Genomic DNA, 14,895 nt, shown 5'->3' with positions numbered 1-14,895 from the left:
TTTTATGTTTCGTTACGTTACGTTCAACTTACAACCTTCAACTTCCAACTCTGTTTTTTATTTTCTCTGCGTTCACTGCGTCTCTGCAATGGAGTTTTCCTTTTGTCATAGATAATCGCGGCCAGAGCTCTCCATCTTGTCTATCACCAGTCCCACCTGCTCCCGTAAATCATTGATCTCCGTCTGCCAGAACCTGTCGCTTCCCCAATCCGGGAAATTCCGCTTGAACTGGAAATCATCCACCTGCCTGCTGCACCAGGAGAGGAAGTAGATCATGCGCATGGCGCGCAGCGCCTCGATACAGCGGACGCTTGCGCGGTCGAACTTCCTGAACCGCTCGTATCCCGAAAGGAACAGCCCGATTTCGCGCGACGATTTCGCGGCGCGGTCCGGGAGCAGGAGCCACAGGTCCTGCACGGGCGGGCCCATGGCCATGTCGTCAAAGTCGATGAGGAGCAGGCCCTGTTCCAGCCTGTCAAGAATATTGCCCCGGTGGCAGTCCCCGTGGATGCGGATGCGTTCGAGGCCGTCGAAGAGCGGCGCGGCCGCATCGATGAGCTGCCCGGCCGCAGCGCCGTAGGCACCGCGGAATTTTTCCGGGATCACCGCGCCGCACAGGTGATCGACGTCCGCCTTCGTTGACATGCGGGGATGCATGAGGATGCGTCCCCCGGCGTTTCGTTTTTCGCCGCACAGGTGCATGCGCGCCACGAGCGAGCCGAGCCGCGACCAGTCCCCGTCGCTGTTGATCTCAAACTGCCTTCCCGCGCGCCGGGGATACACCGCGAACAAAATGCCGTCATTCTCCCCGATAGTGGAGCCGTTTTTAAGCGGCAATGCAGGCACCACCGGAAGCTCGGCCTCCTGGCAGTCAAGCACGAACCGGTGCTCGTCCTGGACGGCCTGAAGGGTCCAGCGGCCGGGACGGTAGAATTTGACGATGAGTTTTGCGCCGTCTTCGGCGCGGAGTTCATAAACACGGTTTATGTAGCTGGGGAGGGCAATGGTCAGGCCTGTGAGTTTTATTCCGCAGGCCTTTTCGACCGAAGACAATATGACATCCGGGGTGAGCTGTTCAAAAGACATTATCCGTCCTATGATTTAATGCCGTGAGACAGGCGTCGGAAAAAACAGTTCCAGATTCCAGGCTGCAGATTAAAGGTTTACAGGATAAACGCTCATTCCGTAAATTTGTAATCTGGAACCTGAAACCTGGAACTTTTTTTTAGGCGAACCTCACCTTGCGGTAATACTGCCGTTTCCTCTTGAAAAAAGGCTCCGCCTGCACCGCGGGCTCCGCGTCCACGCGGCCCGGAATGAAAAACCCCGGATACCGCTTGAGGTCGCAGCGCTTGCCGGTGAACTGTTCGATCTTTTTAAGATAACTTTGTTCCTCGCCTGAAACAAAGGTAAGCGCGATGCCGGAGGCTTCGGCGCGGCCCGTCCTGCCGATCCGGTGGACATAGTCCTCGGCGAACGCCGGCGTGTCGTAGTTGACCACGTGTGAAATGCCGTCCACGTCTATGCCGCGGGCCGCAAGGTCCGTGGCCACGAGCACCTTGAACTCGCCGCGCCTGAACCCTTCGAGCGCGTGCCTGCGCTGGTTCTGCGAACGGTTCGAATGAATGGCAGCGCACCTGATGCCGCTGCGCTCGAGGCGCCTGGATATCCTGTCGGCGCCGTGCTTGGTGCGCGAAAACACCAGCATGGGGCCGGTGGGTTCGCTGGCCAGTATGTGCATGAGCAGGTCCATCTTGGTGGGTTGGGGGACCGAATAAAAATGTTGCGCCACGGTCCCCACGGGAGCGCCGGGCGAGCCCACTTCGATATACAGGGGATCGACAAGGATCTCCGCGACGAGTCGCCGGATTTCCCGGGACATTGTCGCGGAAAAGAGCATGGTCTGGCGCTGCCTCGGCACTTTGGCGATAATGGTCCGCACGTCATGGATAAAGCCCATGTCGTACATCCTGTCCGCTTCGTCAAGCACCAGTATTTCGACGTGCGTGAGGTCGATGCTGCGGCGCTCGCAATGGTCGAGCAGCCGGCCGGGTGTTGCAACGGCGATATCCGCGCCCTGGCGCAGGCCGCGGAACTGGCGTTCGATGTCGACCCCGCCGTAAATGGAGACCGCCCTGAATCTGGTGTTGCGGCCATAGGTGCGGACGGAGTCCTCGATCTGCTGGCACAGTTCGCGGGTGGGCGTGAGGATGAGCGCCCTCGGAAAACGGCCGTTGTTCCCTGTTCCGGCCGGCTTTTCAAGCCTCTGGAGAATGGGAAGCACGAAAGCGGCCGTCTTGCCCGTGCCGGTGGGCGCACAGCCGATGATGTCCCTGCCCGCGATCGCGGGAGGGATCGCCTTCCTCTGGATTTCGGTCGGGGCGGCGTATCCGGAATTGGATACGCTCTGCTGCATGGCATCGGATAAACCGATAGTTGAAAAACTCATAACCTTCCTTTTGGGGGAATATGATTGTGGTGACGCGCTATTTCTGATGGAGACGAGCAGGAGGTAGAAAAGAGAGAATCGGTATCTCGAAAAAACCTTTGCCGGAAATCATCGGAGTGCGGGTCTGGTTTTCCGTTTCCCGCTTTCACCGCGGGCAAACGGGTTCTGCATTCGCAGATACGTAAAAAATATAATTGCATGCGCAGGGCATGTGTTAGTACTTTGTCAAATATTCCGAAAGCACGGTATTACGAGTGATATACTTTCGACCGGTCGGTCCCCAGCATGCCGGCGCGGAACGTCCACGGATCAACCGCTGCCAGCCTCCTTCCGAGCTGCAAGGGAAAAAGCGTAGAGTGGCGCGTATTGTCAAGCGCCCTGCCCACAAGGCTGATCGCCTTGTCGCTCGTCATCCATCTCTTCTTGTCAAGACTTTTCAGGTTGAGCGGCGCTGAATAGCCGCGCAGGGTGTGCCGCCGCTTCAGATTGAAATAAAATTCAAAATACGACATGACGAGCTCGCGCATCGTGCGGTACACCGGCTGGCGCGAACGCAGGCCGGGAAAAATCGACTTGGCCATCGCGCCCCAGAACCCGTTGAGCTTATAGACGGCAAGAATGTGGTCGTCGTCGTTTTCGGAAGTCAGTTCCACGATCAGCGAGGGAAGCCCCAGCCTCCGCAGGCCGCAGGCGGCGAAGAGCGCGCCCTCAAAACAGCCGCCCATGTTTTTTTTTACGAGCGTGAGCGGGCAGAAATAAGTGTCGGCGTCGGAATATCCGACCGTGTCGAGGAAGCGCTGGATTTTTTCAGGCGTGTTAAGGCCGCGGAACATTGCGCGCTGCTTTTTGGAAAGGGCGTTTTCGAATTCCGTGAGCGCATCAGGGGCTTTATCCATAGGTATCGGAAAAATAATCAACGGCGGTTTTATAAGCGACGGAGGCGGAGGTGTCATGAACGAGATGTAGAAAAAATCCATTATAAATAGATGAAAAATTATATTAGTTCATGCCGGTGACCGCGATTCGGACGAAACCCTGGGGGATGAAATGAAATCTCGTTTTAACCTTTATCTGCCGCTTCATCAATTCCTCAAACGAAGGTTTTTCCTGTCAGCCATCTCGTTGCTTTTCATCACCGCGCTTGCTTTTCCCGCCGAACGCGTCGGCCTGATCAAGATCAACGGCGCCATCGGGCCCATCACCGCGAGTTACATCAAGCGCGCGCTCGATAAATCCGCCCAGGAACACTATGCCTGCCTCATCATCGAGCTCGACACGCCGGGCGGCCTGCTCAGTTCCACGAAAGAAATCGTTGAGCTCCTCCTTGAGCCCAAGGTGCCCACGGTGGTGTATATCACGCCCGCGGGCGCGACCGCGGCGAGCGCGGGATGCTTCATCACGCTCGCGGCCGACATCGCGGCCATGGCGCCGGCCACGAGCATCGGCGCAGCGCACCCGGTTGAAATGGGCGGCGGGGGAGCCGGGTCCGGCGATTCCGTGATGAAAAATAAACTCGAGAATTATGCTTCGACCTTCATCGAATCGATCGCCAGCAAGCGCAACCGCAACGTGGAGTGGGCTAAGGCATCGGTGCGCCAGAGCGCCGCGATCACCGCGGAGAAGGCGCTCGAGCTCAAGGTGATCGACGTCATCGCGCCCAGCGCGGACAGCCTGCTCAAGCAGGTTGACGGACGCGCCATACGCGGCAGGGTGCTTCATACCGCAGGAGCGCAGATCAACGAAATCCCCATGCTGATGCGGGAGAAGGTGTTCCAGCGGCTGTGGGGCCCCGAGGTGATGTACGTGCTCATGCTCATCGCCATCTACGGCATCATCGGCGAGCTGAGCAACCCGGGCTCGGTGCTGCCCGCGGTAGCCGGCGTCATCGCGCTGGTGCTTGCCCTGTTCATGTCGTCCATCCTGCCGGTGAACATCACGGGCGTCGTCCTCATCGTGCTCGCCATCGCCCTGTTCATCGTCGACATTTTTGCACCCACGCACGGTGTGCTTACCGGGGGAGGGATCATCGCCTTCATCATCGGCTCCATCATGCTGTTTGACACGGGAAACTCCGCGTTCCGCCTGTCGCTCGCATTGATCATCCCCGCGTCGGTGATCACGGCCGGTTTCTTTTCCTTTATCGTGGGCGCGGGGCTGCGGGCGCAGCTCGCGCCGAAAAAGACCGGCGCCGAGGCCATGAAAGGCAAGACCGCGGTGGCGGAATCCGCGGTGGACGCGAAGGGCGGCAAGGTATTTTTCGAGGGCGAATACTGGAACGCGGTGAGCGAAACACCTGTTGACAAAGGCGAAACAGTCGAAGTCATCGGCGTTCAGGGACTCACGCTGAAAATAAAACCAAAACCAAACAAACAGGGGGTATGACTATGGTGTCGCACATGTTGATTTGGGTGGTGCTCATTGCCGTGCTGTTCATCGTGGTGGTGCCGCAGGCGGTGCGCGTGCTGCGCGAGTACGAGCGCGCCGTGATTTTCCGGCTGGGGAGGCTCAAGAGGGCCAAGGGGCCCGGACTTATATGGCTCTGGCCCATCATCGACCGCATGGTGAAGGTGGACCTGCGCGTGGTCACCATCGACGTGCCCAAGCAGGAGATGATGACCCACGACAACGTGCCGGTGAGCGTCGACGCGGTGGTTTACTTCCGCGTCATCAATCCCATCGACGCCATCATCAAGGTGGAGTATTTCTACAAGGCCACGTCGCTCATCGCGCAGACCACGCTGCGGAGCGTGATCGGCCAGGCCGAGCTCGACGAGCTGCTCGCGCAGCGCGAAAAGATCAACCAGCGGCTCCAGGAGATCATCGACCGCCAGACCGAGCCGTGGGGCGTCAAGGTCACCACCGTCGAGGTGAAGGACGTGATGCTGCCCGAGGCCATGAAGCGCGCCATGGCCGGCCAGGCCGAGAGCGAGCGCGAGCGCCGCGCAAAGATCATCAATTCCGAGGGCGAGTTCCAGGCAGCGGAAAAACTCGTGCAGGCGGGCGCCATGATCGCGTCCCAGCCCATGGCGCTGCAGCTGCGCTACCTTCAGACCATGCGCGAGATTTCAGCCGAACACAGCACGGTGGCGATCCTGCCGCTGCCCATAGAGCTTTTTTCGCCGTTCATTAAGAAGGACGGGAAAGCATAGGGCGGGAAACACCTGGAGTTTTAACGTGAAGAAAATAGTGACGGTGCTCGCGCTGCTTTCGTCCCTTGCCGCATCCGCATGGGCCGAGGGCGGGGAGGGCATCCGGCTGTCTGTGAAGACATCGGTGTATCCGTGCGATTCCGCCGACCAGGTCGGCCACGGCAAAGTGGAGGCAACGCTGCGCTACGACGGCGGCGCCGCGATCCCCAACCAGATCATCGTGTTGACCGCGACCTCCGGGAACTTCTCGTGCAAACTGCCCGACATCGCAAACGAGATCGACTCCGGTTCCACCGACATTTCCTGCTACACCACGGACAAGAACGGCAAAATCCTCGTGTATCTTGTAAACATTCCATTCAACTCCGAGGGCAAGGTGACCGCCACGTGCCACTTCAAGGACATGGAGGTGCAGGCGTCAAGCACCTATTGGGTCAAACGGTACCTGGTGAAGAAAAAGGCGTCGGGCCCTCGCACCGCGAGCAGGTCGGGGCACGGCGGCTCGGGAAAAAAGTTATGAGCAGGCGAAGGGGCGGCATCGGCGTCGCTTGGTCAAGGGCGCGATCCCCGCGGCCGCTTTGTTGCATTGCCGCGGCGGTGCTGCTCGCGTTGCCTTTTATGGGTGTGATGCCCGGCCCGGCATGGGCCGCGAGCGAAGACCTGTTCGCCATCACGCCCCAGGAGATCGCGGCGAACCTCGACGGGTATTTCAAGAAGGCCAGCGACGCCATCGCCGCCGGCGAGGTGCGCAAGGCGCGCGAGCAGATTTCACTGATATCCTTTAAAATTGACAAATACAAGAAGACGCTCTCCAAGGAAGAAAAAAAAGGCTACGAGGCCCGCGTCGCCTCGCTCAACGCGGCCGTCAAGCAGAAGGTGGATTCGCTCGTCAAGGTGAACCTTGCCATCGTGGCGAAGAGCGGCCGGAGCGCGGGCAACGAATACCGGCAGACCCTGGCGGTACAATACGGGCTTTCCGAGGCGGAGCTCGCGCCGGTGGACGAGGCGATCATCGAAAGCTCGCCCGCCGAGGAAGAAACAAAGGAATTATCGTCTGCCCCGGCGCCTGCGCCGCCCGCGCCAGCGCCCGTGGCCGCGCCGCCGCCCGCGCCTTCTCCGCCTGCTCCGCCTTCGCCTCCGCCACCACCGACCAAACCGGCTGTTGCGGAAAAGCCGCCTGCTGAGACTCCGCCGCCGCCACCTCCGCGGCCTGCGGCCAAGCCTGAACCCGAGCTGCCTCCGCCGGTGGAGATAACACCTCCAAAGCGCGACACCATGCCTGCCGTTGCACCGCAGGAACGCGCCGAGGCTGCCGACCGCGCCAATGCCAAGGCGGTCCTCATGGCCGCCAAGGTGCGGGCGCTTCTTGACCAGGGAAAAACCGAGGAGGCACAGACGGTTTTCTCTATTTACCAGGAGAGCATGGCGCGGGTGCTTGACCGGCCCGCGTTCGAAAACCTGAAATCAGCGGTTGAAACCGCCTCCCAGCAGGAGAAGAACGAGCGCGGCCAGGCTTCCGAGCAGGCCCAGAAGATCGAAAGCCTGCTTGACAGGGACAAAATTTCCGAGGCGAGCGACGAGCTCGGCAAATCGCGGCCCGACCTTGAGCGCTACCTTGACCGGGAGGACTTGCGGGCGCTTGAGGAAAAGGTCCAGCAAGCGTCGGCCGCGCTCAGCCGGCGCCAGGAAGAGGCAAACCGGCTCGCGCGTGACATCCGTGCCGAGATAGTCGGCAACAAGGTCGAGGACGCGTACGTTGCCTTTGAAAAATCGCGCTCCGGCCTTGAGGCGGGCCTTGCCAAAGACGAATTCGACGGCCTCAAGAAACAGGTGACCGACGCGTACAACGCGCTGCAGGACAAAAGGAAGCTGGCCGAATTGTGCCGCCGCGACATAGTGTCTCTTGTCAAGGCAGGCATGGGCGATACGGCATATGCGCGCTTCAACGAGAACCACCTCCTGCTTTCCCAGCACCTTGACGCAAAGGATTTCGCGTCGCTCGAGGCCTCGGCCCGGCGCGCCAGCCAGGACGCGGCGGTCCGCAGGGACAGGGCACGCGGCGTCGTGGCCCGGGTGGATTCCCTGGTGGACCGCGGAAAGGTTGAGGACGCGCACCTGCTTTTCGAGGACAACAAAGACCGCGTGCGGCGCGACCTGGCCGACGACAGACGCTTCCTTGAATGCAATGACCGTCTCGAAAAAGCCTATAACGGGTATCTTGCCGAAAAACGGCAGGCCGACCAGACCTCGCGCACCATCGGGTATCTCATCGCGCGCCGCGAAGGCAAAAAAGCGCACCAGCTTTATCAGCAAGAGCAGTTGCAGCTCGAAAAATATCTCGGGGCGGTCGAGGCAGCGAAACTCGGGCGTGAGGCTGCCGCGGCGGAAAAGGCCTTCGAATCGAACCGGGCTGCCGCGCGCTCGGCCATGAGCGAGGTCGAAACGCTGCTGAGCCAGGACAAAATCGAGCGCGCCTATGCCGTTTACACCCATGCACAGGATGACATAGACTTCTACTGCGGCGACGACCCGAGGGCCGACTCGCTGGGAAAAAGGGTGAACGGAGCGCACGCGGCGTTCCGCGAACGCAGCGGGTGGGCGTCTTCGACGGTCCGCCAGATCCGCGATCTCGTTGACAAAGACAAAGGGAACCTTGCCTGGGACCAATACCAGGCAGCGCGGCCCGAGCTCAAAAAGTACGTTGACGCAAAGACCATCGCCGGCCTCGATTCCTCGGTGGCGCGAGCCGACAGAAAGTATGCCGTTGGCAAGGCGCGCGCGGAAAAACATGCCTCGAATGTCCGTGAGATGATCGTGCAGAAACGGATCGAAGACGCCTACGCCGCCTTCGACACCCTCGAGAACGAGCTGCGGTTCTATCTCGAACCCAACGAGTTCACCGCGATCAAGACGCTCGTTGAAAAATTCAACGACCAGCTGAAGGACAAGCGGGGCGATGCGCTGCGCATCGCGGGGGCGATCAACCGTTTCATTGAGCAGGACCAGGGCGACTCCGCATACGACCTTTTCAAGCGGAAAGACGCCTACCTTGCCGAGTTCCTTAATGCCAAGACCTATAAATCGGTCGCCGCAAATGCCACGCGCGCAAAGGAGGACTACGAAAAGGAGGCATCCAGGGCTCAGGCACTCGCCCGGAAACTGCGCGACATGGTCGCACAGGACCGTGCCGACGCCGCCGGCGCCCTTCTCGATGAAAAACGTGATTACCTGCGTCATTATATTGACAAAGCTGAATTTGCGAAGCTTGAAAGCGGCGTGCGCGCGGCAAACGATGCGTTTTTACAGAAGCGTAAAAGGGCTCGGGCGGTTGTGTCCGCCATCAACCGCATGCTCTGGCAGAACAAGAGCGTCGAGGCCCGCGCCGAATTCACCATGAACGAAGTCTCTCTTTCACGCTTCCTGCCGCACGATGAATATGCCCAGGTGCATGCCAAGGTCGAGCACGCCTACAGCGCCGCGGTCACCGGAAGGCGTGAGGCGCATGCGACCGCGGCAGCTATCCGGCAGATGATGGACAAGGGGCGGCTGGACGACGCGTACCGCGCCTTTCAGAATTCCAGGCAGACGCTCGAGCAATATCTTTCCGAATCGGAATTCGCCACGCTGCGCAACGAGGTGGTGTCGGCCTACGACGAGCTCGAAGACAAACGAAAGCAGGTGAAGGAATACGCGAAAAAGCTCAGGCAGTTCGTGGCGAAAAACAAGTTGTGGGACGCTTACAAAGGATTCAAACTGAACCGGGTGGCGTTACGGAAGTATATGGATGCGGATTCCTATTCCGATCTTGAAAACACGGTGGTGGGGGCTTACAATAAAGCGCGTGAAAAAGCGGCGAAAGGGGCGCGAACATGAGCGAAATACGTATACAAAATGAGTACAATTTTGTTAAATCGACAAATATTTTTAAGACAATTCATTAATAATTGATTAAATTATATTTATATTGTAAATCGCGCAAATAGACCGCCCATTCTTTTAAATTGAAGGGAAAAAATTTATTTATACTTTAGCGATTAAATAAAAAATAGAAAAGGGGGTTTGCCGGAAAATCGTTGAATAAAAAGCCCTGGTTGTTTTTATGACCGAGAGGGGGGGCTTACCGGAGGAGGGATGATGAGAAAAGGTTTTTGCGTAATTTTAGTATCGGCTTTTTTTGTCGGGCCGGCATTCTCGCAGGATGCCACCGGCTGGCCGCACAAGGACTCCACGGGCCAGACCGTACGCCATATCATCATCATGAATCATCTCACCAAGTCGTTTACCCTGGAACTTTCAAATTACGCGAACAGGGTCATGAACCCCGGCGACAGCATCGTGATTGAACACGCGATGGGATGGGCTTCGGCACGCTGTTCCGGCACCTATCCGGGCACCACCAACATGGGCGCACTGTCGCTCGCCGAATGGACCCTGGGCGCGGGCGGCAACGACGACTGGTACGACGTGAGCCTTGTTGACGGATACAACCTTCCCGTGCGGATGTTCCCGGTAAAGGGGACCTTCACCACGACCACGGCCGCCTACATGTGCGACACCGTGGGCTGCACAAAAGACCTTCTTCCGAATTGCCCGCCCGAGCTCCAGGTGAAGGGCACCAACGGCGACGTGGTGCAGTGCCTCAGCGCGTGCTCGAAATTCCGGGCCGACTCGTTCTGCTGCACGGGCGCGTACAGTGTTCCGCAAACCTGCCATGCCACGTCGTATTCGAAATTGTTCAAGGACGCCTGCCCGTGGGCGTACAGCTATGCCTACGACGACCTGGCAAGCCTTGACCAATGCATCTACTCAAACGGCGTCGGGCCGGACTACGTGATCGAGTTCGGGTACTTTGCCGACAAGGGGAGCGCGGTTTCGTGGAGGGCGTCAATGAATCTGTCAAGCGTCATTTCCGACGGAATTCGAGCGGGGAGAGGCAACCTCCTGAGATATTCCATTTCGGGAACTCGTTCAGATCACCTGTGGCTCGGCCTTTACAGTTTTTCCGGGCGACTGGTGGCTCAATCGGAAGTGAAGGGCCCGGCCGGCACCATGCCGCTTGCCGGGGTTGCAAAAGGGGCATTCATCGCGGTTCTTAAGTCGGGGAGGGAATTGCTCTCCCAGAGGAACGTGGTTGTCAGATAGGAATGGACATTATAAACTAAATTAAAAAGGAGGAGACCATGAGGAAGGCTTTAGGCGTGTTGATGGTGGCGTTTTTCGCCGGTTCGGTTTTTTCACAGACAACGGTCAGCCTGTGCGGAACGATAACAGATCAAACGGGAAAACCTATTGTCAACGCTGTTGTCCGGCTCGGCCAGACAACGTTTGATAGCGGGTTCGGACCAGCCCCTTATATGACCCTTACGGACCAAAGTGGGCATTATCAGTTGGGTGATGGACAATGCAAAGTCAACACAATCCCCGCAAGCAATATCGTGAGGGGTGATGCCTTCTCGCGCCCGATTTTCTCAAATGGAAAGGTCCTTTTCAGCGTGCCGCAAGGCAATGCCTGGGTAAAGTTGGACCTGTATGATCTTGGCGGCCGGTTCGTAAAGACCATCGTGAACGGCCTGCAGTCCAAGGGCAATTATGCAGTGTCAATTGACATGCGCGGAATTTCTTCCCAGTTCTTCCTGCTCCGCGCGACCATCAACGGCCACTCCTCGGTGTTACGGCTCAACCCCGTTTCACGGAATTCTTCCGTCGCAGCCGTGCGGAATTCCCCTGGATTTACGGCCCGCCTGGAAAAACTCGCGGCCGTGGTGGACACGATCCACGCGACCATGACCGGCTATTCGATCGGCGTGCTGCCGATCCAGTCGCTCACCGGACCTAATGATTTCACATTGACAAGGAACACCACATGGAACGGCGACACCGTCGCCTTCTGGGGGAGCGGCTTCCCGGTGGCCACCGGCGGCGTCACTTACGTTGTTCTCAACAGGACCAACGGCGCCTGGGCGGACAGCCAGATTTATTGGAGCATTCAGCAGAATGGAACAAAGACCCGTCTTGACAAACAGCAATCTGTCACGGTGACCGGTGGAGGAAGGTTCTACATTTGGATTGACCCCAACGACTCCAATTCCCGGTACTTCGATTTTGTCGAATATGCCGTCGGAAACGGGTCCATAAACGGGAACAACACCACCAGAGTGGACGGATGGAGACTTCCCCTCGCATACAGGATCCATACTGCCTCCCGCAATTACGACCGCGGAGACGTTTACGAAATGTTCTATCAGTCTCGTCAGGCGAAGTTCGATGAATACAAGAATGAGGTGCCCAAGGAATTTACCGGTATGGCGACGCAGAATTTTGCCAATATCTATGCCCCGCACATGACCGCGACCAACTATTTCAACACGGGCGGCGTGTACGCGACATATTTCGACAAGTATCAGGACACGTGCATTGCTCATGGCGTCGGTGGCCCGCCTGCTAAAACGACCCCATTCAACATTTTCGCATGCGCGGGACCGCTGAGCAATTCGGCGACCTGGGGCGGCAACTATAACAGACGTGTCGGCGCCCTTCCGCAGGCCCAGTGGTGTGATTCTACAAAGTTCTACCGGGGTTACCCCTGCAGCTACTATTCCAAGTGGTGCCACAGGAGGGCCCAAAATAATCTGCAATACGGGTTCCCCTATGACGACGATTGCAACCAATCGGGAATTGTTGGGGGCGTCAGCGGCGTCCAATGGTTTGAAATTGCCATAGGCTGGTAATGGATCTTTATCACTGATATTTTGCGGTGTTGCTCGATTTCGAAATGTCTCGATCAACGAAAAGAGGAGGACGAAATGAAGAAAAATGCAACAACGTTCCTGATCGCAGTGTTCATGGCGGGCTCTGTTTTCTCCCAAACAGCAATCAATCTTTGCGGAAAAGTCACCGACCAGGCGGGAAACCCCCTTACCAACACCATAGTCAGGCTGGGCCAGACAACGATGGACAACGGTTTTGGGCAGAATGCCATTATCACCAAGACCGACAACACCGGTTATTACCACCTGGGGACCGGTACCTGCACCACCCCTGTCGTCTTTCAACAGGCCGGCATTGCAAAATCTGATGCGTTTTCGAAGCCCGCCTATATCGGCGGACAGGTTCTGTTCAGCATTCCGCGGGACAATCTCCAGGTCAAAATAGGCGTGTTTGACCTGGCCGGACGGTTCGTAAAAGAGATCATGAACAGCCGTTTATTAAAGGGCAATTACGGAGTATGGATAGATACCCGCAGTGTTTCGTCCCAATACTATCTTCTCAAGGTCACCGTCAACGGGGCCTCGTCTGTTTTTAAGTTAGAACCGTTCTCCCGCGTTCAGGGAACAAACGCAGCTCAAAATGCCAAATTCCGGACCAAGCTGGAAAAGCTTACGGCAATTGTGGACACGCTGCACGCAACCGAGCCCGGGTATTCAATCGGCGTTTTGGCCATTGACGCGTTGTCGGGCCCGCACGACTTCGTGTTGACAAAGACAACAACATGGAACGGCGATACAACCGCCTTTTGGGGGAACACAGCTTCCTATCCGACGAATGCTTCTTATGTCATCCTGAACAGGACGAACGGCGCGTTCCCGGACAGCAAGATTTATTGGAGCATTCAGCAGAATGGCGCCAAGACCTCTATTGCCACTCAGCCCACGGTTCAGATTCCCAGCGGCGGCGGAAGGTTTTACATTTGGGTCGCTCCCACCGACTCGAACAACAGGTACTTCGATTTCGTCGAAGTCAATTACAACGGCACCTGGATGGGCAATACCACCCGCGTGGACGGATGGAGGCTCCCGATAACCTTTCGGGTCCACAGCTCCAACGGTCAGGACAATGCGCTGGGCGACGCATATGAAGTGTTTTACCAGTCTCGCCAGGCAAAGTTCGATGAATACCTTAATGAGGTGCCCAAAGAATTCACCGGTTTAGCCACGCATGATAATGCAAACATCTGGGCGCCCCATACCTCGCCTGTTAATTATTTTGGCACAGGCGGCCCCTATGTGGATTACTTCACTAGGTATGAGGATTCGGTTGCGGTCTATAACCCCGGCCCTGCTCCGACTACTGCCGTCGGCATTTTTGAGTGTGGAAACGGAGGGATGGGCAGCTCGCCTGATTATTGCGCCTGCATTAACAGGCACGTCGGAACGCTACCAAAAGGCACGAATAATGCGAACTGGTACAACGACACCAATTACTATAAGGCACCGCCATGCAACTACTTTTCCTATTGGTGCCACCGCAGGTCATTATATAACAAATGCTACGGATTCCCCTATGATGACGATGGCGGACATGCGGCATATTTGGGACAGGGAAATGTTCAGTGGCTGGCAATTGCGATTGGATGGTAAATCTTTAGCGAATTTGTGGAATATGAAGGTCACCTTTCGATTTGAAATTCCAGTATCCGGTTCGTCAGGTGACCTTCCTTTTTGCTCCGTTAATCAAAGCGAGGTATCGATTCTGATATTTAAATAAGATTTTTTTCTGTGCTTTTAAAATTTATTGTTGTAAATTCCTATTGTTTGAAAACGTTTTTATCGAGTGACCGCACTTTAACGATTAACAAATATTTCATGATTTATTAGAAAAGGAGGAATTGGAAAAGATTGTAATTGATATCAATAGACCGTCATTTTTTACCGAACAAAAAGGGGGAGAACGATGAAAAGAACATCAACATGTTTTCTGGCAATCGCTTTACTTGCGGTAATGTCTTTTTCCCAGACCGTTGACCTCTGCGGAAGAGTGACTGATCCGGGCGGCAAGCCGCTGACAAACACCCTGGTCAGGCTGGCTGTCGCAAGGTTTGCCGCGTTCGGCAACAATCAGCCGTACTATACCACCACCGACGCCAACGGGCAATATCATCTCGGAACGGGGACCGCGTGCAACGTCAGCACCATTGTCCCAAGCCTGGTAATACGCGGCGACGCATTCTCGAAGCCCGAGTATGTGAGCGGCAAAGTGTTGTTCAGCGTACCCCAGGACAAGGCATGGGTGAAAATGAGCCTTTACGATCTGGCCGGCCGGTTTGTGAAAGACCTGATGAACAGCCCCCAGTCCAAGGGCAACTACTCCACGTCCATTAACATGACAGGCATATCGTCGCAGTTCTATCTGCTCCATGTTTCAATCAACGGCGTTGCCTCTGTTATACTCCTGCAGCCGCTTTCGCGCAGCTCGGGGGGGACGGTCGCTCAAAAGGCGCCCGAATTCCAGACCAAACTGGAAAAACTCGCGGCCGTGGTGGACACGCTGCATGCGACGGAACCCGGCTACACGCTCGGC

General features: G+C 56.9%; 11 protein-coding genes. 8 read left to right on the top strand and 3 right to left on the bottom strand.

Going from position 1 to position 14,895, the window contains the following annotated elements; genetic code table 11:
- Window positions 1-105 precede the first annotated feature (105 nt).
- From VLX68_02240 to VLX68_02230, 3 genes are all read right to left on the bottom strand, one after another.
- Window positions 106-1,086, bottom strand: coding sequence for a serine/threonine protein kinase (locus VLX68_02240; protein ID HUI91043.1), 981 nt, complete (start codon window positions 1,084-1,086; stop codon window positions 106-108).
- A gap of 139 nt (window positions 1,087-1,225) precedes the next feature.
- Entirely contained in the window at window positions 1,226-2,449 is a 1,224-nt protein-coding gene (locus tag VLX68_02235; protein ID HUI91042.1) for a DEAD/DEAH box helicase, read from the bottom strand.
- Window positions 2,450-2,697: 248 nt separating this feature from the next.
- Window positions 2,698-3,345: a hypothetical protein gene (locus tag VLX68_02230; GenBank protein HUI91041.1), complete on the bottom strand. Its 648-nt coding sequence runs from the start codon at window positions 3,343-3,345 to the stop codon at window positions 2,698-2,700.
- 151 nt (window positions 3,346-3,496) lie between these two features.
- Here VLX68_02230 and VLX68_02225 point away from each other — a divergent pair, with 151 nt between their 5' ends.
- The 8 genes from VLX68_02225 to VLX68_02190 all read left to right on the top strand — a co-directional run.
- Window positions 3,497-4,831: a nodulation protein NfeD gene (locus tag VLX68_02225; protein HUI91040.1), complete on the top strand. Its 1,335-nt coding sequence runs from the start codon at window positions 3,497-3,499 to the stop codon at window positions 4,829-4,831.
- 2 nt (window positions 4,832-4,833) lie between these two features.
- Complete coding sequence (locus tag VLX68_02220; protein HUI91039.1) at window positions 4,834-5,598, top strand: slipin family protein; 765 nt, start codon at window positions 4,834-4,836, stop codon at window positions 5,596-5,598.
- A gap of 25 nt (window positions 5,599-5,623) precedes the next feature.
- Window positions 5,624-6,118 (top strand): hypothetical protein, encoded by a 495-nt coding sequence (locus VLX68_02215; GenBank protein ID HUI91038.1) that lies wholly within the window; start codon window positions 5,624-5,626, stop codon window positions 6,116-6,118.
- Window positions 6,115-9,471, top strand: a complete 3,357-nt coding sequence (locus tag VLX68_02210; protein HUI91037.1) for a hypothetical protein — start codon at window positions 6,115-6,117, stop codon at window positions 9,469-9,471. The genes VLX68_02215 and VLX68_02210 overlap by 4 nt, the downstream gene beginning before the upstream one ends.
- 258 nt (window positions 9,472-9,729) lie before the next feature.
- Complete coding sequence (locus tag VLX68_02205) at window positions 9,730-10,740, top strand: thaumatin family protein (GenBank protein HUI91036.1); 1,011 nt, start codon at window positions 9,730-9,732, stop codon at window positions 10,738-10,740.
- A 38-nt stretch (window positions 10,741-10,778) separates the two neighbouring features.
- Window positions 10,779-12,326 (top strand): beta-1,3-glucanase family protein, encoded by a 1,548-nt coding sequence (locus VLX68_02200; protein ID HUI91035.1) that lies wholly within the window; start codon window positions 10,779-10,781, stop codon window positions 12,324-12,326.
- 75 nt (window positions 12,327-12,401) lie between these two features.
- Window positions 12,402-13,955 (top strand): beta-1,3-glucanase family protein, encoded by a 1,554-nt coding sequence (locus VLX68_02195; protein ID HUI91034.1) that lies wholly within the window; start codon window positions 12,402-12,404, stop codon window positions 13,953-13,955.
- 313 nt (window positions 13,956-14,268) lie between these two features.
- On the top strand, window positions 14,269-14,895 hold a 627-nt coding region (locus VLX68_02190; GenBank protein ID HUI91033.1), incomplete at its 3' end, for a carboxypeptidase-like regulatory domain-containing protein.

The organism is Chitinivibrionales bacterium, assembly GCA_035516255.1.
GTDB lineage: Bacteria > Fibrobacterota > Chitinivibrionia > Chitinivibrionales > FEN-1185 > FEN-1185.
Note: the sequence above shows the minus strand (reverse complement) of the source record. Positions and strands in the feature narration are given on the sequence as shown.